The 19,947-nt window shown below is 69.4% G+C and carries 19 protein-coding genes; 6 read left to right on the top strand and 13 right to left on the bottom strand.

Translation table 11 applies throughout. From position 1 onward, the window contains the following. Nucleotides 1-196: 196 nt before the first annotated feature. Together V5F75_RS07445 and V5F75_RS07440 are read right to left on the bottom strand one after the other, a co-directional pair. On the bottom strand, nucleotides 197-940 hold the full coding sequence (locus V5F75_RS07445) for a protease inhibitor Inh/omp19 family protein (protein WP_394035640.1): 744 nt from the start codon (nucleotides 938-940) through the stop codon (nucleotides 197-199). A gap of 83 nt (nucleotides 941-1,023) precedes the next feature. Next, nucleotides 1,024-1,980: a 2-hydroxyacid dehydrogenase gene (locus V5F75_RS07440; protein WP_394035642.1), complete on the bottom strand. Its 957-nt coding sequence runs from the start codon at nucleotides 1,978-1,980 to the stop codon at nucleotides 1,024-1,026. A gap of 197 nt (nucleotides 1,981-2,177) precedes the next feature. On the opposite strand from V5F75_RS07440, the gene V5F75_RS07435 reads away from it, so the two are divergent. From V5F75_RS07435 to V5F75_RS07420, 4 genes are all read left to right on the top strand, one after another. Further along, complete coding sequence (locus V5F75_RS07435) at nucleotides 2,178-2,678, top strand: TIGR00645 family protein (RefSeq protein ID WP_394035644.1); 501 nt, start codon at nucleotides 2,178-2,180, stop codon at nucleotides 2,676-2,678. Between the two features lie 232 nt (nucleotides 2,679-2,910). After that, nucleotides 2,911-3,051, top strand: a complete 141-nt coding sequence (locus V5F75_RS07430) for a DUF3096 domain-containing protein (RefSeq protein WP_393988082.1) — start codon at nucleotides 2,911-2,913, stop codon at nucleotides 3,049-3,051. Nucleotides 3,052-3,180: 129 nt separating this feature from the next. Continuing rightward, entirely contained in the window at nucleotides 3,181-5,850 is a 2,670-nt protein-coding gene (gene ppdK, locus V5F75_RS07425) for a pyruvate, phosphate dikinase (protein ID WP_394035646.1), read from the top strand. Nucleotides 5,851-5,947: 97 nt separating this feature from the next. Beyond that, a complete protein-coding gene (locus V5F75_RS07420) occupies nucleotides 5,948-6,523 on the top strand; it encodes a hypothetical protein (RefSeq protein WP_394035648.1) in 576 nt (191 codons plus the stop codon). A 180-nt stretch (nucleotides 6,524-6,703) separates the two neighbouring features. On the opposite strand, the gene V5F75_RS07415 is transcribed toward V5F75_RS07420, so the two are convergent. The 9 genes from V5F75_RS07415 to leuS form a co-directional block, all read right to left on the bottom strand. Beyond that, nucleotides 6,704-6,832, bottom strand: coding sequence for a hypothetical protein (locus V5F75_RS07415; RefSeq protein ID WP_394035650.1), 129 nt, complete (start codon nucleotides 6,830-6,832; stop codon nucleotides 6,704-6,706). Between the two features lie 226 nt (nucleotides 6,833-7,058). Further along, nucleotides 7,059-7,640 (bottom strand): 50S ribosomal protein L9, encoded by a 582-nt coding sequence (rplI, locus tag V5F75_RS07410; RefSeq protein ID WP_394035652.1) that lies wholly within the window; start codon nucleotides 7,638-7,640, stop codon nucleotides 7,059-7,061. 43 nt (nucleotides 7,641-7,683) lie between these two features. After that, on the bottom strand, nucleotides 7,684-8,631 hold the full coding sequence (locus tag V5F75_RS07405; RefSeq protein ID WP_394035654.1) for a DUF2232 domain-containing protein: 948 nt from the start codon (nucleotides 8,629-8,631) through the stop codon (nucleotides 7,684-7,686). 149 nt (nucleotides 8,632-8,780) lie between these two features. Continuing rightward, nucleotides 8,781-9,041 (bottom strand): 30S ribosomal protein S18, encoded by a 261-nt coding sequence (gene rpsR / locus V5F75_RS07400; RefSeq protein ID WP_393988076.1) that lies wholly within the window; start codon nucleotides 9,039-9,041, stop codon nucleotides 8,781-8,783. Beyond that, complete coding sequence (rpsF, locus tag V5F75_RS07395) at nucleotides 9,041-9,478, bottom strand: 30S ribosomal protein S6 (RefSeq protein ID WP_393988075.1); 438 nt, start codon at nucleotides 9,476-9,478, stop codon at nucleotides 9,041-9,043. The genes rpsR and rpsF overlap by 1 nt, the downstream gene beginning before the upstream one ends. A gap of 237 nt (nucleotides 9,479-9,715) precedes the next feature. Continuing rightward, a complete protein-coding gene (locus V5F75_RS07390; RefSeq protein ID WP_394035656.1) occupies nucleotides 9,716-10,378 on the bottom strand; it encodes a hypothetical protein in 663 nt (220 codons plus the stop codon). A 158-nt stretch (nucleotides 10,379-10,536) separates the two neighbouring features. After that, nucleotides 10,537-11,568 (bottom strand): DNA polymerase III subunit delta, encoded by a 1,032-nt coding sequence (gene holA, locus V5F75_RS07385; protein ID WP_394035658.1) that lies wholly within the window; start codon nucleotides 11,566-11,568, stop codon nucleotides 10,537-10,539. 3 nt (nucleotides 11,569-11,571) lie between these two features. After that, on the bottom strand, nucleotides 11,572-12,201 hold the full coding sequence (locus V5F75_RS07380) for a hypothetical protein (RefSeq protein WP_394035660.1): 630 nt from the start codon (nucleotides 12,199-12,201) through the stop codon (nucleotides 11,572-11,574). Then, nucleotides 12,188-14,851, bottom strand: coding sequence for a leucine--tRNA ligase (gene leuS, locus V5F75_RS07375; RefSeq protein ID WP_394035662.1), 2,664 nt, complete (start codon nucleotides 14,849-14,851; stop codon nucleotides 12,188-12,190). The genes V5F75_RS07380 and leuS overlap by 14 nt, the downstream gene beginning before the upstream one ends. A gap of 292 nt (nucleotides 14,852-15,143) precedes the next feature. Between leuS and V5F75_RS07370 the strand changes: the two genes are divergently transcribed. Further along, a complete protein-coding gene (locus V5F75_RS07370; RefSeq protein WP_394035664.1) occupies nucleotides 15,144-16,595 on the top strand; it encodes a sodium:proton antiporter in 1,452 nt (483 codons plus the stop codon). A gap of 82 nt (nucleotides 16,596-16,677) precedes the next feature. Here V5F75_RS07370 and V5F75_RS07365 read toward each other — a convergent pair whose 3' ends face one another. Further along, nucleotides 16,678-17,949, bottom strand: a complete 1,272-nt coding sequence (locus V5F75_RS07365; RefSeq protein ID WP_394035666.1) for a cyclopropane fatty acid synthase — start codon at nucleotides 17,947-17,949, stop codon at nucleotides 16,678-16,680. Nucleotides 17,950-18,421: 472 nt separating this feature from the next. Between V5F75_RS07365 and V5F75_RS07360 the strand changes: the two genes are divergently transcribed. Continuing rightward, the gene (locus V5F75_RS07360) at nucleotides 18,422-19,003 is read left to right on the top strand and encodes a YqaA family protein (RefSeq protein ID WP_394035668.1); all 582 of its coding nucleotides are present in this window, start codon (nucleotides 18,422-18,424) and stop codon (nucleotides 19,001-19,003) included. A 109-nt stretch (nucleotides 19,004-19,112) separates the two neighbouring features. On the opposite strand, the gene V5F75_RS07355 is transcribed toward V5F75_RS07360, so the two are convergent. Next, nucleotides 19,113-19,919 (bottom strand): hypothetical protein, encoded by an 807-nt coding sequence (locus V5F75_RS07355; protein WP_394035670.1) that lies wholly within the window; start codon nucleotides 19,917-19,919, stop codon nucleotides 19,113-19,115. Between the last annotated feature and the right edge of the window lie 28 nt (nucleotides 19,920-19,947).

Below are 19,947 nucleotides of genomic sequence, written 5' to 3'. Positions count from 1 at the left end.
CAGAGAATTAAGGTGATAAAAACCAGCTCTGCGGCCGAAGTCCAACGCGAAAAATCAGGCATGGCCTGCCAGCGTATTAGGCAAACCCGCATGAACGCTGGATTTTCGTGTTGCTTTTGAGCAACGCCGGAATAGGAAGTGAAATTCGCATCTCTTCCTGAGAGGAAAATCCGGCGCTCTTGAACCCCGGCCGTTGTCACGGACGTGTCATGAGGAGGGGGCGATTGCGTTCCGGGACCCGCGCCCAGGTACCGTCCTCCTGCCGGGCGAAGCGAATCGTCGACCCATCTGCAACACCCCGCACCAGGATATTGCCCCCGGACAGCTCCCAGCTCCCGGCACCGAAGCGGGTGAGGGATTCGTCGCAGTCCGGCGCCACCTCCATCCGGTAGCCGCCGCCGGGCGCGCGCGCCTCGCCCAGGGTCCAGCGGCACACCGCGGGCCCCGCCCCGCGCGAGAGCAGCCACTCTCCCATCACTTCCTCAGGCGTGGCCGGCAGGCCCTCGCCGGTGCCGGGCGGCCCCAGGAAATAGACACCGTCTCCCTCGCGCAGCGCCTCGAAGCTGCCGCCGGTCGCCTCGGTGAACTCCGCCACCGTGCGCCCCTGCGCGTTCAGCAGGCGGATGGAGCCGGCCGCATCCGGCGCCCAGGCCCGCACCAGAGTGGCGAAGGAGATGGCGGCGCACGCCGCCGGATCGAGCGTCACCGAAAAGCCGCCCTCGACCGGCGACGCGGCGAGGGTCAGGTCGCAGCGGCGCTCCCCATCGGCGCTGGCGAGGCGGAACTGTCCGGCGAGCCGCGCGGCCGCCTCCTCGGCGCGGAAGGCCGGAGCGACCGCGCCCGGAGCGACCTCGCGCGGCTGCGCGCAAGCCGCCTGCGGCGCCCACCACCACGCCATCGCGAGCACCGCCACGGCGGCAGCCCTGGACCGGACCGGCATCACATCCCTCCCTCGACCCATCTGCGCGAGGATAGAGCTTTCCACATCCGCGCGCGCGTACTTCATATAGGGAAGCCGCCGGCTCAGGGCTTCGGCCAGGGGGTTTCGAGCACCGGGGTCAGGGGGCCCTTGCCGTCGAGCCAGGAGAAGAGATTGTCCACCACCAGCTGGCCCATCGCCTCGCGGGTGAAGGTGGTGGCGGAGCCCACATGCGGCAACAGCACCACGTTTTCGAGGGCGAAGAAGGCCTCCGGCACCCGCGGCTCATCGGCGAACACGTCGAGCCCGGCGGCAAGGAGCGTGCCCGCCTGGAGCGCGGCGAGCAGCGCCGCCTCGTCCACCACCGAGCCGCGCGCCACATTCACCAGCACACCCTGCGGCCCCAGCGCCGCCAGCACCGCCGCGTCCACCATGTTGCGGGTGGCGGGACCGCCGGGCACGATCACCACCAGCGTGTCCACCGCCGCCGCCATGGCCGTGAGGTCCGGATAATGGGGATAGGCCACGTCCGCTACCGGCCGGCGGCTGTGATAGGCAAGGCCGACCCCGAACGCCTCCAGCCGGCGGGCGATGGCGCGGCCGATGCGCCCCATGCCCACCAGCCCCACCGTGCGCCCGCGCAGGGTGGCGGTGAGGGGGAAGGCGCCTTTCAGCCAGCCGCCCGCGCGCACGAAGCGGTCGGCCTGCGGCAGGCGGCGCACGGCGGCCAGCAGCAGGCCGACCGCAAGGTCCGCCACCTCCTCGTCCAGCACGTCGGGCGTGTGGGTGACGAGCACGCCGCGGGCGGCGGCGGCCTGGGCGTCCACGGTATCGTAGCCGACGCCGAAATTGGCGACGATCTCCAGCGCCGGCAGGCGGGCCATCAGCGCCGCGTCCACCGGGCGGCCGCCGCGGGTGGCGATGGCGCGCACCGTTCCCGCGTCCAGCCGGTCGAGATCGGCGAGCGGCGCCAGGGTGAAGCGGTCGGCGAGCTGGCGTTCCACCACGGATTCCATGATGGAGCCGGTAAGCAGGAGGGTCGGGCGGGCGCTGGAGGTCATGCGGTTTCGGCTCCCGGTGTGTGGCGGCCTCCTGTCTTAAGGCATTTGCGCGCGCGGGGGAGCCCGGCCGCAGGGGAAGCCGCGCCTTCCCCTGCGAAGCTTTGACCGCTTGCCGCGCGGCACGGCCCATGGCACCCCTGGGGAAACAGGCCGGCGCGCGGGCGCGGCGTTTCCATTCGGGCGAGAGGGCGAGGGTGATGGTCGAGCGGGTGATCGAGTCGATACTGTTCCGCAGCCGCTGGATCATGGCCCCCTTTTATCTCGGGCTGGTGATCGCGCTGTTCGTGCTGCTGTTCAAGTTCGGCTCCGAGTTGGTGCACTTCGTCACCCATGCCCTCGGCGCCTCCGAGAGCGACACGATTCTCGGCATCCTGGCGCTGGTGGACCTGACCCTCACCGGCAACCTCGTGCTCATCGTCATCTTCTCGGGCTACGAGAACTTCGTCTCGAAGATCGACCCCGCCGGGCACCCCGACTGGCCGGAATGGATGACGCGGGTGGACTTCACCGGGCTCAAGCAGAAGCTGCTCGCCTCCATCGTCGCCATCTCCGCCATCCAGCTCCTGAAGGCATTCATGGACCTGCCCAAGGGCTACAGCCAGGAGACGCTGACCTGGCTCGTCATCATCCACGTGGTGTTCGTGGGGTCGAGCCTGCTGCTCGCCTGGTCGGACAAGCTCTCCAGCGACAAGCACTGAGGATCGCCACGGAGCGGTAGCGGCGTGCTCCGGTGACGCCGCCCGCGCCACGGGCCAAGAAACAGGCACGCCCTGTTCTTCGGCAGCCGGGTACATCGCGCGCGGGGGAAGCGGGCGTTGCGGCCCTCTTCCTGCCGCAATGCGAAAATCCCCGAGCCGGCGCCGCATCTCACCTTGAGAAATCCTGCGTGAGGGTGCAGAACGTTGCGCGCCCAGGGGCGGAGCGTTCACGATGCATTTCGACATGGTCATCATCCAGCCGGCGGTGGCGCTGATCGCGGGGGTGCTGATCCTCGTCTTTCCCCGCCTGCTCAACGTGCTGGTGGCGCTCTACCTGATCATCGTCGGGGTCACGGGCCTGCTGGGCCACTAAGGATTTCGCGCAAACAGGACGAAAGGAGCGCCCTAGAACCTGCCGGTGCGGTTGATGCCTTGCGTGCCGCAAGCTAAAGCATCCGCCCATCCCGCATGTCCCGCGCCCCTCCACAAGGGATCTCTCTAGATGACGAAATGGGTCTACACCTTCGGCGACGGCAAGGCCGAGGGCAAAGCCGACATGAAGAACCTGCTCGGTGGCAAGGGCGCCAACCTCGCCGAGATGTCCAACCTCGGCCTGCCCGTCCCGCCCGGCTTCACCATCACCACCGAAGTGTGCACCTATTATTACGCGCACGGCGAGACCTATCCGGCCGAGCTGAAGGGCGACGTGGAGAAGGCCCTGGCCCAGGTGGGCGAGCTCACCGGCAAGTCCTTCGGTGATGCCGCGAACCCGCTGCTGGTCTCGGTGCGCTCGGGCGCCCGCGCCTCCATGCCCGGCATGATGGACACGGTGCTCAACCTCGGCCTCAACGACGAGACCGTGGACGCCGTCGCCAAGCTCGCCGGCGACCGCCGCTTCGCCTACGACAGCTACCGCCGCTTCATCACCATGTATTCCGACGTGGTGATGGGGGTCGCGCACCACCACTACGAAGAGATCCTCGAGCACTACAAGTCCGAGAAGGGCTACACCCTCGACACCGAGCTCTCGGCGGACGACTGGGCCTTCCTCATCACCAAGTACAAGGCCAAGTACCAGGAAGAGCTGGGCAAGCCCTTCCCGCAGGACCCGAACGAGCAGCTCTGGGGCGCCATCGGCGCCGTGTTCGGCTCCTGGATGAACAACCGCGCCATCACCTATCGCCGCCTGCACTCCATTCCGGAGAGCTGGGGCACGGCTGTGAACGTGCAGTCCATGGTGTTCGGCAACATGGGCGAGACCTCGGCCACGGGCGTCGCGTTCACCCGCAACCCCTCCACCGGCGAGAACGCGCTCTATGGCGAGTTCCTGGTGAACGCCCAGGGCGAGGACGTGGTGGCGGGCATCCGCACCCCCCAGGACCTCACCGAGAAGGCCCGCATCCACGCCGGCTCCGACAAGCCCTCCATGGAAGTGGCGCTGCCGCAGGCGTTCAAGGAATTCGAGCGCATCTCGCACGTGCTCGAAAACCACTACCGTGACATGCAGGACCTGGAATTCACGGTGGAGAAGGGCAAGCTCTGGATGCTGCAGACCCGCTCCGGCAAGCGCACCGGCAAGGCCGCCCTGCGCATCGCCGTGGAGCTGGCGAACGAGGGGCTCATCACCCAGGAGGAGGCCGTGGGCCGTGTCGAGGCCAGCGCGCTCGACCAGCTCCTGCATCCGGCCATCGACCCCAAGGCCCCGCGCGAGGTGCTGACCACCGGCCTCCCGGCCTCTCCCGGCGCCGCCGCCGGCGCCATCGTGTTCTCCGCCGACGAGGCCGAGCAGTGGAAGGAGAAGGGCCGCAAGGTCATTCTCGTCCGCGCCGAGACCTCGCCGGAGGACATCAACGGCATGCACGCGGCCGAGGGCATCCTCACCTCCCGCGGCGGCATGACCTCCCACGCGGCCGTGGTGGCCCGCGGCATGGGCAAGCCCTGCGTCTCCGGCGCCGGCGCCGTGCGCATCGACTATGCGGCGCAGACCATGACCGTGACCGGCCAGGTCTTCAAGAAGGGTGATTTCATCACCATCGACGGCGGCAACGGCCAGGTGCTGAAGGGCGAGGTCGCCATGCAGCAGCCCGAGCTGTCCGGCGAGTTCTCCACCCTCATGGGCTGGGCCGACAAGGTCCGCCGCCTGAAGGTGCGCGCCAACGCCGAGACCCCGGCCGACGCCCGCATGGCCCGCTCGTTCGGCGCCGAGGGCATCGGCCTGTGCCGCACCGAGCACATGTTCTTCGATGCCGGCCGCATCCTCGCCGTGCGTGAGATGATCCTCGCCGACGACGAGGCCGGCCGCCGCGCGGCCCTCGCCAAGCTGCTCCCGATGCAGCGCGACGACTTCGTCGAGCTGTTCGAGATCATGAAGGGCCTGCCGGTCACCATCCGCCTGCTCGACCCGCCGCTGCACGAGTTCCTACCCCACACCGAGGCGGAAACCCTTGAAGTGGCCAAGAGCCTGGGCGTGGACGTGGAGCGCATCGAGCGGCGCAACAAGGAGCTGCACGAGACGAACCCGATGCTCGGGTTCCGTGGCTGCCGCATCGCCATCGCCTATCCCGAGATCGCCGAGATGCAGGCCCGCGCCATCTTCGAGGCGGCCGTCATCGCCGCCAAGAAGACCGGCGAGACCGTGGTGCCCGAGATCATGGTGCCGCTCATCGCCACCAAGGCCGAGCTGGACATCGTGGGCGCCGTCATCCGCAAGACCGCCGCGGCGGTGGAGGAGGAGACCGGCACCAAGCTCACCTTCCAGGTGGGCACCATGATCGAGCTGCCGCGCGCCGCCCTCCAGGCGGACAAGATCGCCGAGAGCGCCGAGTTCTTCTCCTTCGGCACCAACGACCTCACCCAGACCACGTTCGGCGTCTCGCGCGACGACGCCGGCACCTTCCTCGGCACCTATGTGCAGAAGGGCATCGTGGAGACCGACCCGTTCGTCTCCATCGACGTGGACGGCGTGGGCCAGCTGGTGAAGCTCGGCGCCGAACGCGGTCGCGCCACCCGGCCGCACCTCAAGCTCGGCATCTGCGGCGAGCATGGCGGCGACCCGGCGTCCGTGCGCTTCTGCGACAGCATCGGGCTCGACTACGTGTCCTGCTCGCCGTTCCGCGTTCCGATCGCGCGGCTCGCGGCGGCCCAGGCCGCCCTCGCCAACCGCAAGGGCTGAGACACAGAGCATCCTCCCGCACGGGCACGCCCGTGCGGATCCCCGCGCCCCCATTCGCCCGCCGTGCGCCACAGGGCGGCGGCGCGGAGGACCCAGAATGACGATGATCTCATTTTCCCGGATCACCGCCCAAAAGGCAGCGCTGGCCATCGCCTCCGCTGCCTTTTTCATGGCCACGGCACCGGGCCGGGCGCTGGAGCTCGACACCTTCCTCGTCGGCGTGGAGGAATGCGCCCTGCCGGCGCCGCAGAGCCCGCTCGGGGCCTTCGTGCATTCCATCGTCCAGCGCTACGGCAACGCGCCGGGCAACCCCCGCGCCTACGCCGCCGACCGCACCAACGTCGCCATTGTCCTGCCGCCGGAAGTCGCGCCCGCCTTCGGGCCCGCCACCACCCGCAATTTCGGCGAATACACCCAGGTGACGGTGCCCGTGGACGGCACCCTCGGCGGCCTCCCGCTCAGCCACATGACCCTCCGCATCGGCAACCGGAACGGCATCAAGGCCTTCATGCTGGTGTTCTCGGCGAGCCGGGCGGACGTGGTGGACGTATTCGGAGATTCCATCGAATACGCCGACAACCGCGGCCAGGATGCCGGCCGCAGGGGGGACGGCTATTCGGCCGAGATCCCGTTCGGCGAGCCGGGCCGCATCACCTGCGACTGGTCGAGCTGAGCGCTTCGCCGGTTCCGATTTCTTAACCAAGACCGCCTAAGATCCTGGACATCGAACGGCGCGGCTGCCGGACGCGGCGCTGCGCGAGAGGCCCTGAAAAGCAATTCGCCCGCCGAGAGGTCCCGGCGGGCGAATGGATACTCTTGCCTTGATGTCACGCCACCGAAAGGGCGGCGCCGTCTACTCTACCACGCTCGCATCGGCCGCCACCGGCGCGCCGGTGTTGCTCGTCTGACTGGCGTTGAGCGCCATGCCGGTGAGCGCATAGCCGAGCACCAGAGCGGCAAACACGGCAATTCGCTTGAACATCGCTTCTACCCCGACCCAGAATATCACGCCGGGGCTCTCGGCCCCCGTCGACGAATCCCGGCGCGGGGTGTGTTCTAGCGCCACAAATCCCAACGGACGATGAACACCGCACGGAAATCCGCGCGGTGCCCCAAATGCCTGCCACCCTGTTGCAGGGATGACACAACCGCTGCCGCTGCGTCCGCCCTTCAGGCCGACGCAGCGGGCGGAAAGCGGCCGTCCGGCCTCAGGCTTCCTCGCCTTCTTCGGCGGCGACTTCCGCGGCCACCTCGGCGCGGGCCACGGCGAGCTCGGCCTCGATCTCCGCATCTTCGTCACGGGCCGTGCGCACATCCTCACCGCGGGCCTGGCGCTCGCCTTCCTCGGCGTTGCGGGCGATGTTGACGGTGACGGTCACCTCGACCTCGGGGTGCAGGGTCACCGGCACCACATGCAGGCCCAGGGTCTTGATGGGATGGTTCAGCACCACCTGATGGCGATCGATGGTGAAGCCGGCAGCCGCCAGGCCGTCGGTGATGTCACGGGTGGAGACGGAGCCGTAGAGCTGGCCGCTCTCGCCCGCCTGGCGGATCATCAGGACCACCTGGCCGTTGAGCTTCTCGCCCACGGCCTCGGCCTCCTGGCGGCGCACCAGGTTGCGGGCCTCGAGCTCCACCTTCATGTGCTCGAAGCGCTCGCGGTTGGCCTTGGTGGCGCGCAGGGCCTTGCCGCCCGGCAGCAGGAAGTTGCGGGCGAAGCCGTCGCGCACCTTCACCACATCGCCCATCTGGCCGAGCTTGGCGACGCGCTCAAGAAGAATGACGTCCATTTCTGTCTCCTGGAATGTCTGGATTTCGGATTGAGGGAACCGGTCAGCGATCGTTGGCCGCCGGCGGACCGAGGCCGGAGGGAAAGCGCGACCGGAAATCGAAGAGGGCATCGGCGAAGCCGAGCACCGCCATGGCCAGCACCGGCCAGCCCAGCACCAGGGTGATGAGCCAGAGGCCGGCGAGGATGAGGAAGCGGGCGGAATGGCCGATGGTGAGCGCATGCACCACCGCGAAGCCCACGAGCGCATACGCGAACACGAGAGTGGCCGCAGCCACGGAGCCCAGCAGTCCCGGCATGCCGGGCAGCAGCGTCACCACCAGCGCGCCGGCCAACAGGTACGCCGCCTTCTGCGGCAGCCGCATGCCCGAGATCACCGGCCAGGGCCGCGCGAGGCGCTGCGAGATCCGCGCCGCCCGCCCCGCGAGATAGAGGCACGCGAGCTGGGAGAGCATGGTGATGAGCCCGGCCATGGGCGGCAGCACATGAGCCATGAAAGCGCCCATGGCGTCCCGCTCCTGCGCGGAACCGCCGGGCCCCGGCCCCACCATCGCGTCGAAGACCGTCGTCACCGCCGCCTTGTAGCTCTCATAGTCGGTGGCCATGGCGAGCAGGGCCACCCACACGCTGACGGTCGAGAAGACCGCAGCCAGCAGCACAAGGCTTCCCACCGGATACCACTGCAGGTTCTCCCCGCCCGCCTCATCCTGCTGAGCCAGCAGGGCTGCATAGGCGAGCGCGAAGGCGGGCACGCCCATGCCCATCGCGTAGGCCAGCAGGAAGGTGCCGCCGAACATCACCCCGAGGCCGATGCTGGCGAACACCACCGCGAGCCCGGCCGCGACGGGGGAGAAGGCGACCCCGGCGATCATCACCGGCAGGGGCGCGAGATAGAAGAGAGGGACAGCCAGCACCGAGCCCGCCGCGACACCGGCAGCGAGGAGGGCGGACGCCGCAGCGGCCGCGATGGCGATGAGAAGCATGGGTCCCATGGCGACGAGCTGTCCCGCATCGTGCGGTTAGAGGCGGCACTTCCGCCCCAGCCACCGCCCCGGGGCTCATTCCCCGCGGCGTGTCGATAAAGGAAGGGCCGCCGGAGCGGCCCTTCGCGTGTCTTGCCCTGTGAGCCGACCTTGAGCGGTCAGCGGATCACGAAGGGCAGCAGGCCCAGAAAGCGGGCGCGCTTGATGGCCGCAGCCAGCTCGCGCTGCTTCTTGGCGGACACCGCCGTGATGCGCGAGGGCACGATCTTGCCGCGCTCGGAGATGTAGCGCTGCAGGAGCCGCACGTCCTTGTAGTCGATCTTCGGCGCATTGGGGCCGGAGAACGGGCAGGTCTTGCGACGACGGAAGAAGGGACGGCGCTGGCCGCCGCTGGCGCCACCGGCAGAAGCGAAAGCCATCAGTTCTGCTCCTCGCTCTGGGTCTCTTCAGTCGGACGCGGGCGGCGCGGACGATCCTCACGGCCGCCGAAACCGCGCTCGCCACGCTCACCACGCTCGCCGCGGTCATCGCGGTCGCGCTTCTGCAGCATGGCGGACTGGCCTTCCTCGTGCTCCTCCACGCGGAGGGTGAGGATGCGCAGCACGTCCTCGTCGATGCGCTGCTGGCGCTCCAGCTCCTGAACGGCCGCCGCCGGGGCGGTGATGTTCATGAGCGTGAAGTGCGCCTTGCGGTTCTTGTTGATGCGATAGGTCAGGGACTTCACGCCCCAATACTCGGTCTTGCCGACCGAGCCGCCGTTCGCTTCGATGACGCCCTTGAACCGGGCGGTGAGTTCCTCGACCTGCTGCGCCGTCACGTCCTGGCGCGCGAGGAACACGTGCTCGTAAAGCGGCATGTGCTCTTTTCGCCTTTCGTTTCCTCCGTCCACCGGCGCCGAGCCCTTCTCGCCTTTTCCGAAAGGCGCGAAGCACGGAAGGCGGGGACACGGGACGACGGGCTCAGCGCCCTGCCCTTGCGCTCACCCCTGGGGATGCACGCAAGAACCGTCCGTTCAGCCCCCGGCCGGGTGCGACGGAAGCGGCGCGTATAGCAGGTTCGGCCGCAAAAGCAAGGGCGGCGCGGCGCCAGCCGCTCACGCCGCCTGCCGGATGGCGGCGTCGAGCGCGGCGCGGTTGGCCTCGATCTGGACGATGACGGCGGCGAGCTGACGGCCGGACGACTTCAGGCGGTGCAGCTCCGGCGGCTCCGTGGGCATGCCCGCTTCGAGAAATTCGGCGATTTCCTGCTCGCCGGCCATGAACCGGCGGTAGACGGACCACTCGTCGGAGGCCATGGCATCGGGAACGATGTCCTGCAGGTCCGCACCGAGCGCATCGATCCTCTTGAGCGCCGCCACCACGCCGTCGCGACAGCGCTCCCACTCGTGGGCGAGCGTCTCCCATTTACGCTCCCGGCGGCGGTTGAAGTCCTCCTCGTCCTCGTCTGGGCGAGGCGCCAGCATCAGGAGCGCGTCATGGCGCGCCAGCCACACCTGCAGCCGGCTGCGAAGCGGGCGCTTCGCGCCGGGGTCCTCAAGATTGCGGCGCACCTCCTCGAGCCGCGCGCGCGCGTCCACGAGGAAGCGATAGCGGCGCTGGCGCAGGAGATAGTAATAGCACTCATCCAGCGTGGGCGGCGCGAGCGAGACCGTGGCGGTAAACCACGCCAGCTCCGTCTCCGGCCATGCCGCCCGCAACGGCCGGGGCAGCGCCACGAGACAGACCGCTGCCGCGAGCACACGACGCCGTGTCGGCATCTCACACTCCACGCCGCAAGGAGCTTGAAGTCTGGCGCAGGCGCGCCCCAGACGCAACTCCACGAGAACAGAACAGGCCACCGGCGAAACGCCGGCGCCCGAGGCATCGCGCCGGCGCCGCACCGCGCGACGGCCGGAAACCGTCTCGCCCGCCGCCCTCAGCCGCCGCGACGGCGGCCGGCGAGCTGCGCCACCTGGAGCACCGCGCGCTCGCAGATGGCGGGAGCGAGCGCCGCATTGCGGCGAGCGGCCAGCACCGCCTCGTCCACCGCCAGCAGCGCCTTCAGGCAGCGGGCGGGGTCGAAGGCGCGCAAGGCCTTCTCCAGCTTGGGCTTGCGCGAGAAGTGCACCATCGGCCGCGCGCTGTCGATCACGCGGTCCGGGCTCTGGCCCGCAGCCACATGGAGGGTCATCTGGTGCAGGCTGGCGAGGGCCCGCAGCACCGCGCCCAGCACCGCGTCCGGCCGCGTCGCCGCGCCGAAGGCCTTGGCGAGCGCCGCCACCGCCTCGCCCGTGGCGCCGGAGAGGGCGGCGTCCACCACATCGTCCAGCGCCAGGGCCGATGCATCACCGACGATCGTGCGCACGTCATCCACCGTGACGCGCCCCTGCCCCTGGGCATAGAGCGCGAGCTTCGCGATCTCCCCGCGGGAGGCCAGCCGGTCGCCGCCGATCAGCGAGACCAGGAGCTCGCGCGCGTCACGATCGATGGCGAGGCCCGCCTCTGCCATCATGGTGTCCACGAGGCGGGCGAGGTCGCGCTCGGTGTCCGCGTAGCAGGCGATGGCGAGGGCGTTGGGGGATGATTCGCAGGCGGAGCGCAGCGGGGCGCCGCGTTTCAGGTCGCCCGCCTCCACCACCACCAGCGTGCCGGAGGGATGCTCCAGCACCGGCTGCAGCGCCGGCACGAAATTGCGGCCGCCGGCACGCACCCACACCACGCGCTCGCCGCCGAACAGGCCGATGGTGGAGGTTTCATCGATCAGGCGGCGGGGATCGGAAGCCAGCTCGTCGCCTTCGAGCCGCACCAAGGCGAAGGGGTCGTGCGCATCGGGAATGGAGCGGCGCACCAGCCCCTCGGCGCGCTCGCGCACCAGCCCCGCGTCGGGGCCGAAGATGAGCACCACATGGCGCTTGGGATCGCGCCGGGCGAGGGCCGCCTCGGCGTCGCCGGGGCGAACCGCCACCATCGCTCAGTGCCCGGCCGCCTTGGCGGGTTCGGGCTTCGGCTGCTCCTTGCCCAGGCCGAGGAAGTAGGCCGCGAGCTGCGTCTTGATCTGGTCCACCACCTCGTGCGAGGCGCGGGTCTCCGCGTCGTTCTTGGCGCTGTAGTTGGCGAAGCGCTGGTCGCTCAGGTCGATGGTGGCGGTGGCCACCGCCGAGCCGCCGGTGACCGGCTTCTTCTGGGGATCGTCGCCGCGCACGAGGCGCCAGTTGGCCGAAACCTTGATGATGGCGTTCTCGGGCAGGCCCGAGGACGAGTTCACCAGGGCGCTGGTCGCGGAGGTATCCGCGGCGATGTAGAGCTGGAACGGCGCGCCCTTCGGGTTTCCGGCGCCGCCGCCCAGGCTGTAGATCATCTCGTTGCGCAGATCGTTGCCGAGCCGGCCCTGGATCTGCATCACCTCGATGTCCGCCAGCTTCTGCTGGAGGCCGGGCCCGCCCACGGTGGCATTGTCCGCATAGAGCGGCTGGAAGCAGCCGGCGAGCGCTGCGGAGAGAAGCCCCACCACGGCGAGGCGCGCCAGCAGGCGCGCGCGGGGGCGGGAGACGAGGCCGGGCGCCAGCGCGGCCCCGGCGGAGGAGGTGTCAGGCGACGACATTCACGATCCTCTGCGGCACCACGATGATACGCTTCGGCGCACGGCCGTCGAGAGCCCGCTGCACGCTTTCCAGCGCCAGCACCGCCGCTTCCACCTCCGAGGGGGTGGCGGCGCGGGGCACCACGATGTCGTCGCGCTTCTTGCCATTGATCTGAATCGGCAGCGTGACGGTGTCCTGCGTGAGCAGCTCCGGCTCGGTGGCGGGCCAGGGGGCCTCGGCCACCAGCTCGCCATGGCCCAGCAGCGCCCAGCATTCCTCAGCGAGGTGCGGGGTCATGGGCGCCACCACGCGCACCACCATCTCCGCCGCCTCGCGCAAGGCGAAGGCGAGATCGGCGGGAACGCCGTCCTTCGCCGCGCGGGCGGCCGCGACCACGCCGCCGAACACGTTGGCGAACTCGTGCACATGGGCCACGCCCACGTTGAAGCGCAGGCGCTCGATATCCTCAGCCACCGCCGCCACCAGGCCGTGGGAGGCGCGGCGCAGGCCGAGCGCCGCCTCTCCGAACGCCTCCGGCTTCGCCGCTCCCGGCGCGGCGCCGAGCTCGATGGCCTCGCCCACCAGGCGCCACACGCGCTGCACGAAGCGCCAGGCGCCCTCGATGCCGCCCTGGGTCCACTCGCTGTCGCGCTCGGGCGGGGTGTCGGAAAGCATGAACCAGCGGGCGCAATCCACGCCGTAGGTGTCCGCCACCACTTCCGGCGCCACCACGTTGCGCTTGGACTTGGACATCTTCTCCGGAGGGGAGACCGCCACCGGCGTGCCGTCGGAGAGCTTCACCGCCTTGCCCGGGCCGGTGATCTTCACCTCCTCGGGGAACAGCCACTTGCCGTCCTGGTCCTTGTAGGTCTCGTGGACGATCATGCCCTGGGTGAAGAGGCCGGCGAAGGGCTCGCTCACGTCCACCCGGCCGCATTTCTTCAGCGCGCGGGTGAAGAAGCGCGAATAGAGCAGGTGCAGGATCGCGTGCTCGATGCCGCCGATATACTGGTCCACCGGCAGCCAGTGGGCCACCGCCGCCTTGTCGAGGGGCTTTTCCGCGGTGTCGGAAGCGTAGCGCAGGTAGTACCAGGACGAATCCACGAAGGTGTCCATGGTGTCCGTCTCGCGCCGGGCGGGCTTGCCGCACTTCGGGCACGGAACATCCCGCCACGCCGTGGCGCGGTCCAGCGGATTGCCCGGCTTGTCGAAGCTCACATCATCCGGCAGCTGCACGGGAAGCTGGTCGCGCGGGACGCCCACCGGGCCGCAGCTCTCGCAATGGACGATGGGGATGGGGCAGCCCCAGTAGCGCTGGCGGGAGATGCCCCAGTCGCGCAGGCGGAAGTTCACCTTGCGCACGCCCTGGGGCGCCTCCCCCACCCGGAAGCGCTCGAGCTGGCGGGCCACCGCCTCCTTGGCCTTCTCGATGGTCATGCCGTCGAGGAAGCCGGAATTGAACAGCGTCCCCTCGCCGTCATAGGCGATGTCCTCGACGCGGAAGGCGCCGGGGTCGGTGTCGGGCGGCAGCACCACGGGCACCACGGGCAGGTGATACTTGCGGGCGAAATCGAGGTCGCGCTGGTCGTGGGCGGGGCAGCCGAAGATGGCGCCGGTGCCGTAGTCCATCAGCACGAAGTTGGCCACGTAGACCGGCACCGTGCGGCCCGCCTCCAGCGGATGCGCCACCTTGAGCCCGGTGTCGAAGCCCTTCTTCTCCTGGGTCTCGATGGCCTCGGCGGAAGTGCCGCCCTTCTTGCACTCGGCCACGAAGGCGGTGAGCGCCGGATTCTTCGCCGCCAGCGCCTGGGTCAGCGGATGGTCCGGCGAGAGCGCCACGAAGGCGGCGCCGAACAGCGTGTCCGGCCGCGTGGTGTAGACCTTCACCGCCTTCTCGCCGCTCGCGGGCGAAAAGCCCTTGGCGAACTCGAACAGGACCTCCAGGCCCTCCGAGCGGCCGATCCAGTTGCGCTGCATCAGGCGCACCTTCTCGGGCCAGCGGTCGAGGGTGTCGATGGCGTCGAGCAGCTCCTGGGCGAAATCGGTGATGCGCAGGAACCACTGGGAGAGCTTGCGCCGCTCCACGATGGCGCCCGAGCGCCAGCCGCGCCCGTCGATCACCTGCTCGTTGGCGAGCACGGTGTGGTCCACCGGATCCCAATTGACCTCGCTCTCCTTGCGGTAGGCGAGGCCGTGGTCCAGGAAATCGAGGAAGATGCGCTGCTGCTCGACATAATAGCTGGGATCGCAGGTGGCGATCTCGCGGCTCCAGTCGAGGGAGAGGCCAAGCAGCTGGAGCTGCTCGCGCATGGAGGCGATGTTCTCGTAGGTCCAGCTCTTGGGGTGGATGCCGCGCTCGATGGCGGCATTCTCCGCCGGCAGGCCGAACGCATCCCAGCCCATGGGGTGCAGCACGTTGAAGCCCCGCATGCGCTTGTAGCGGGCCAGCACGTCGCCCATCACATAGTTGCGGCCGTGGCCGATGTGGATGCGCCCCGACGGATAGGGGAACATCTCCATCACGTAGAATTTCGGCCGCGGGTCGTCATTGCGGGTGCGGAAGATGCCTCGCTCGGCCCAGGTCTTCTGCCAGCGGGGTTCCGCCTCGCGGGCGTTGTAGCGCTCGGAGCCGCGCTCCGCGTTGCGATCTTGGGTCCGATCTTGAGTCATCGTGCCGTTCATATACCTTGGCGCCGGGGCCTTCCCGGCAGAAAGATCAAGCGCCGTGCGGGCTTGTCCGATGGCTGCGGGCGACTCGCGAGAGCGCGCGCGGGCCTTCGGCATCGGGGATCTCGAAAGCGGCGGGACTAGGACAGAAACCGGCGCGCCGGTCAACCACCGCATCGCAGCGGAACGTGGCGCCGCCGGCCTCCACCCCGCACGGCGCCGGCTGCGGCCTGGGTCCGGTTTGACTTGCCTCAATCGTCGCCATCGTCCATCAAGCCTGGGCAATGAGGAGGGGATGGCGATGGGGCTCGTGCGCCACGGAACGCTGCTGAAGCTCGCGACGGCGACACTCGCGACCCTGGCGACATCGGACGCCGCCCGCGCGGCGGAAGGCGCGGCGAGCATCAACGGCGCCGCGCTCTCGCCCCTGTGGGCCGTCCCCTTCGCGGGGATGCTGCTCTCCATCGCGCTGTTCCCGCTGCTGGCCGGGCGTTTCTGGCACCACCATTACGGCAAGGTGGCGCTGTTCTGGGCTGCCGCCTTCGCGCTCCCCTTCGCCCTCACCTACGGCCCGGAGCTGGCCGCCCGCGAGGTGGTGCACACCGCGCTGCTGGAATACATCCCCTTCATCATCCTGCTTTATGCGCTGTTCACGGTTTCCGGCGGCATTCTCATCACCGGCAACCTGCACGGCAGCCCGGCGGTGAACACCGCCATCCTCGCCTTCGGCACGGTGATCGCGAGCCTCATCGGCACCACCGGCGCCTCGATGGTCCTCATCCGCCCGCTGCTGCGCGCCAACGACAACCGCCGCTATAACGTGCACACGGTGGTGTTCTTCATCTTCCTGGTATCGAACATCGGCGGCTCGCTCACCCCGCTCGGCGATCCGCCCCTGTTCCTGGGCTTCCTGAAGGGCGTGAACTTCTTCTGGACCACCACCCATCTCCTGCACGACACGGTGGTGATCGCGGTGCTGCTGCTCGCCGCCTTCTACCTGCTCGACCGCTATTTCTACGCCAAGGAGGGCGCCAGCCGGCCGAAGGCGGACCCCACGCCCGACACCGAGCGCCTGGGCCTGCGCGGGGCGCAGAACCTGCCGCTGCTCGGCGGCGTCATCGGCGCCATCCTCCTCTCCGCCCTGTGGAAGCCCGGCATCGTCTTCGACGTCTACGGCACCCATGTGGAGCTGCAATGGATGGTGCGCGACGTGCTGCTGGTGCTCATCGCCCTGGTCTCGCTCTCCATCACCCCCAAGATCATCCGCGAGCGCAACGGCTTCGACTGGGAGCCCATCCTGGAGGTGGCCAAGCTGTTCGCCGCCATCTTCCTCACCATCATTCCCGTCATCGCCATCCTGAAGGCCGGGCTCTCCGGCGCCTTCTCGCCGCTGGTGCAGCTGGTGACGGACGCCAACGGCGAGCCGGTGAACGTGTGGTACTTCTGGCTCACCGGCGCGCTCTCCGCCTTCCTGGACAATGCGCCGACCTACCTCGTGTTCTTCAACCTCGCCGGCGGCAACCCGCACCACCTCATGGGGCCGCTGGCGGTGACGCTGGAGGCCATCTCGGCCGGCGCGGTGTTCATGGGCGCCATGACCTACATCGGCAACGCGCCGAACTTCATGGTGCTCTCCATCGCCCGCCACCGCGGCGTGAAGATGCCGAGCTTCTTCGGCTACATGGCCTGGTCCATCACCTTCCTGCTGCCGTGCTTCGCCCTGCTCACATACCTCTATTTCCTGTGAGGCGCGCCCGCGCCTGAAACGAAGGCGCCCGCCCGGAAGGCCGGGACCGGCGAGCGGCTCCCATCCGATTCGCGGCGGCGCCTCACTCCCCCGCGAGGCGCAGGGGCGAGGGCTGGCGCGCCTCCAGCCGCCTCAGCCGCGCCTCCGCCTCCTCGATGTAGGCGCGGGTGAGCGGCACCGCTTCCTGCCGACGCGCGATCTGGATGTGGAACACGTCCAGCCCCTGGTGGCGGAAGCCCATCTCGCTGCCGGCGAGGTAGAATTCCCACATGCGGCAGAAGCGCTCGTCGGTGAGGCGCACCGCCTCGTCCCAGCGGGCGAGGAAGCGCTCGCGCCACGCCTTCAGCGTCTCGGCATAATGCAGGCGCAGCAGCTCGACATCCGTGACCACGAGCCCCGCCCGCTCGATGTGCGGCAGCACCTCGGACAAGGCGGGAATGTAGCCGCCGGGGAAGATATACTTGGCGATGAAGGGGTTGGTGATGCCGGGCGGGTCCGAGCGGCCGATGGCGTGCAGCAGCATCACCCCGTCGTCCTTCAGCAGGGCGCGGACCTTGCGGAAGAACTCGCCGTAATGGTCCACGCCCACATGCTCGAACATGCCCACCGAAACGATGCGGTCGAAGGTTTCGGGAATGTCGCGATAGTCCTGCAAGCGGAACTCCACCCGGCCGGCGAGCCCGGCGTCATCAGCCCTCTGGCGGGCGAGCGCGAGCTGCTCCTTCGAGAGCGTGACGCCGGTGACCTTCGCCCCCGCCGTCTGCGCGAGATAAAGGCCGAGCCCGCCCCAGCCGGAGCCGATGTCGAGCACCGAGAGCTTGCCGCCCTCCAGCATCAGCTTGGCGGCGATGTGGCGCTTCTTGGCGAGCTGGGCGTCGTCCAGGCTCTGGCCGGGATATTCGAAATAGGCGCAGGAATATTGCCGGTCGGCATCGAGGAAGAGGGAGTAGAGCCGCCCGTCGATGTCGTAATGGTGCGCCACGTTGCGCCGGGAGCGGTCGCGCGGGTTGAACTGGGCGATGCGCCGCACCAGCATGCGCGCCCAGAACAGAAGCCTGGCGCCGAAGGTGGTGGAGGCGCTTGCGGTCGCCGGCTGCGCCATCAGCAGCGCGAGGAGATCGGCGATGGACCCCTCCTCCAGCACCAGCGCTCCGTCCATGTAGGCTTCGCCGAGCCTCAGCTCGGGATCGAGGAAGATCGCGCGCTCCGCCGCGCCGGTGGTGAAGCGCACCGACAGCGGCGGCTGGTCCGGCTGCGGCCGGCCGATGGTGACGGCGCGGCCATCGGCCATCGTCACCTTCAGGCCGCCGTTGACAACCACGCGACGCAAAACGTTCTCAAGCAACCGCGACATCGGCCGCCTCCGCGTTCATGGTCCGAGATCGTTGCCCTGGTCGTTCTCCCGTGGCGGCGCCGTCCGCGGCCTGGAAATCCGTCGAGATACGCCGGCTTCCCGCCGCGCCGCGCACCCGCCATGCGAGTGCAACCGCCGTTGTTTTCTCATGCCCGAAAAACCGGCAGCTGCACATCTACCGGATGGGGTATCCCGAAAGCTCACCGGTCCGGTTGCGGCCGGAAGGGCGTAGCCGGTGGAATGAAACCATCAAGATTCCCGGAGGGCAAGTTTCGCGCCCGCCCCGGCGCATAATTTTTCGCCGGCCGGCGGCGGCGCCCAAGGGAGAGGCAGCCCGATCCCGCGATGCGGGCGCCAGATACCGCGCCGCCGGCGCGGCCCTTCCGCCTGCGGCCTCGTGGCGGGAGCTTCGCCTTTACTCCGCCGCTCCGGCCGCTTAAGCGGAGGCACCTTCGGAAAAAGAAGTCCCCCGATGCTCCGCAAGCTCTACGACTGGGTCATCGCCTATTCGGCGAAGCCCTCCGCCCCCTGGGCCCTCGCCTTCGTCTCGTTCGCGGAGAGCTCCGTCTTTCCCATCCCGCCCGACGTGCTGCTGGTGCCCATGACCCTGGCGCGCCCCGACCGGGCATGGCGCTACGCGCTCATCGCCACCATCGCCTCGGTGCTGGGCGGCCTCGTGGGCTACGCCATCGGCGCCCTGCTCTATGAAAGCGTCGGCAAGTTCCTGATCGATCTCTACGGCTACGGCAACAAGGTGGATGCCTTCCGCACCGCCTATGCCCACTACGGCCACTGGGTGATTCTGCTGAAGGGGCTCACCCCCATCCCCTACAAGCTGGTGACGATCACATCCGGCTTCGCCGAATACAGCCTCGGCTGGTTCATCGTGCTCTCGATCATCACCCGCGGCGCCCGCTTCTTCCTGCTGGCGGCGCTGCTGCACTACTTCGGGCCCATGGCCCGCGAATTCATCGAGAAGCGGCTGGGGCTCGTCACCCTCGGCCTGCTGGCGGTGGTGGTGCTGGGCCTGCTGGCGGCCGCCTACGTGATCTGAGGCGCGACGCCGAAGGCCCCTGAGCTTCTCTCATGGGCCTTCGGCCAGCCCCGCGCGGCACCCAGGCAAAACCGCCGTTGGCCCCGGCTCTTGACCGGGGCGAGGGGCGTCATTGGGTGCCCGACGGCCGCGACAGGATCGAAGCGGAGCCCGCCGTGGTGTCGCCCGGCGTGGCGCTGCCGGCGGAGGTCGGTTCCGATGCCGGCGCCACCTCCGGGCCCGCGGCCACGGGCGGCGGCGTCCCGGTATCCGGCACCGACGCCGGGGCCGCTTGTGGCGCGGCGGAGGGCGGCGCGACGGCGGTTTCCGGTGCGGGCGCGGCTTCCGCGGGGAGCGGCACCGCCGGCGCAGAGAGCGCGATATCGGCCTCCGGGGGGCGCGACGGTGGCAGCGGAGCGTTCGCGGGCGGCCCCACGGGGCGCGGCGGCGCGGCCATGATCCTCGCCGGCGGCACCATGGGCGCACGCCCGGCGGGCGGCGGCAGCGCGCCCACGGGACGAACCCGCAGCACCTCGCCGGAATAGGCGTCCACCTGCAGGCTCAGCAGCCCTTCGTTATCCGCCGCCGTGAGTGAATAAACCCGCCCGGTGAGCACCGGGCGCGAGATCTGCCAATAGCCCATGGCCTGGAGCCGGCGCCGGACCTCGGACGGCGGCAGCATCACATAATGCAGCGGGCCGCGCGGCGCGGGCACATAGACGGGCGGACGCTCATAGCCATAAGGCGCCGGCTCATAGCCATAGGGCTGCTCGTAGATGAGATACTGGGCCGCGGCGGGAGCGGGAAAGGCCGCGGGAAGCACGGCCACGCCGCAGGCGAGCAGCAGGGCCGCGCGTGGGCGGGCAGGCGCAAGGCGCGCGGGAAAAGCGGCGCTGGCCGTTCGGCGGGCGCGCCGCAGGAGGGCGGGAAGGGGCATGGTCCGTTGTCACCTGCGCAGGCTGAAA

Origin of the sequence: Xanthobacter albus (assembly GCF_043194895.2) — a bacterium.
Lineage (GTDB): Bacteria > Pseudomonadota > Alphaproteobacteria > Rhizobiales > Xanthobacteraceae > Xanthobacter.
This window is presented reverse-complemented; position numbering and strand designations above follow the sequence as displayed.

What these genes read in the sequence shown, in the direction of transcription:
- V5F75_RS07445 (WP_394035640.1), bottom strand. Translation starts at nt 940, where the DNA reads ATGCCGGTCCGGTCCAGGGCTGCCGCCGTGGCGGTGCTCGCGATGGCG.
- V5F75_RS07440 (WP_394035642.1), bottom strand. Translation starts at nt 1,980, where the DNA reads ATGACCTCCAGCGCCCGCCCGACCCTCCTGCTTACCGGCTCCATCATG.
- V5F75_RS07435 (WP_394035644.1), top strand. Translation starts at nt 2,178, where the DNA reads ATGGTCGAGCGGGTGATCGAGTCGATACTGTTCCGCAGCCGCTGGATC.
- V5F75_RS07430 (WP_393988082.1), top strand. Translation starts at nt 2,911, where the DNA reads ATGCATTTCGACATGGTCATCATCCAGCCGGCGGTGGCGCTGATCGCG.
- ppdK (WP_394035646.1), top strand. Translation starts at nt 3,181, where the DNA reads ATGACGAAATGGGTCTACACCTTCGGCGACGGCAAGGCCGAGGGCAAA.
- V5F75_RS07420 (WP_394035648.1), top strand. Translation starts at nt 5,948, where the DNA reads ATGACGATGATCTCATTTTCCCGGATCACCGCCCAAAAGGCAGCGCTG.
- V5F75_RS07415 (WP_394035650.1), bottom strand. Translation starts at nt 6,832, where the DNA reads ATGTTCAAGCGAATTGCCGTGTTTGCCGCTCTGGTGCTCGGCTATGCG.
- rplI (WP_394035652.1), bottom strand. Translation starts at nt 7,640, where the DNA reads ATGGACGTCATTCTTCTTGAGCGCGTCGCCAAGCTCGGCCAGATGGGC.
- V5F75_RS07405 (WP_394035654.1), bottom strand. Translation starts at nt 8,631, where the DNA reads ATGGGACCCATGCTTCTCATCGCCATCGCGGCCGCTGCGGCGTCCGCC.
- rpsR (WP_393988076.1), bottom strand. Translation starts at nt 9,041, where the DNA reads ATGGCTTTCGCTTCTGCCGGTGGCGCCAGCGGCGGCCAGCGCCGTCCC.
- rpsF (WP_393988075.1), bottom strand. Translation starts at nt 9,478, where the DNA reads ATGCCGCTTTACGAGCACGTGTTCCTCGCGCGCCAGGACGTGACGGCG.
- V5F75_RS07390 (WP_394035656.1), bottom strand. Translation starts at nt 10,378, where the DNA reads ATGCCGACACGGCGTCGTGTGCTCGCGGCAGCGGTCTGTCTCGTGGCG.
- holA (WP_394035658.1), bottom strand. Translation starts at nt 11,568, where the DNA reads ATGGTGGCGGTTCGCCCCGGCGACGCCGAGGCGGCCCTCGCCCGGCGC.
- V5F75_RS07380 (WP_394035660.1), bottom strand. Translation starts at nt 12,201, where the DNA reads ATGTCGTCGCCTGACACCTCCTCCGCCGGGGCCGCGCTGGCGCCCGGC.
- leuS (WP_394035662.1), bottom strand. Translation starts at nt 14,851, where the DNA reads ATGACTCAAGATCGGACCCAAGATCGCAACGCGGAGCGCGGCTCCGAG.
- V5F75_RS07370 (WP_394035664.1), top strand. Translation starts at nt 15,144, where the DNA reads ATGGCGATGGGGCTCGTGCGCCACGGAACGCTGCTGAAGCTCGCGACG.
- V5F75_RS07365 (WP_394035666.1), bottom strand. Translation starts at nt 17,949, where the DNA reads ATGTCGCGGTTGCTTGAGAACGTTTTGCGTCGCGTGGTTGTCAACGGC.
- V5F75_RS07360 (WP_394035668.1), top strand. Translation starts at nt 18,422, where the DNA reads ATGCTCCGCAAGCTCTACGACTGGGTCATCGCCTATTCGGCGAAGCCC.
- V5F75_RS07355 (WP_394035670.1), bottom strand. Translation starts at nt 19,919, where the DNA reads ATGCCCCTTCCCGCCCTCCTGCGGCGCGCCCGCCGAACGGCCAGCGCC.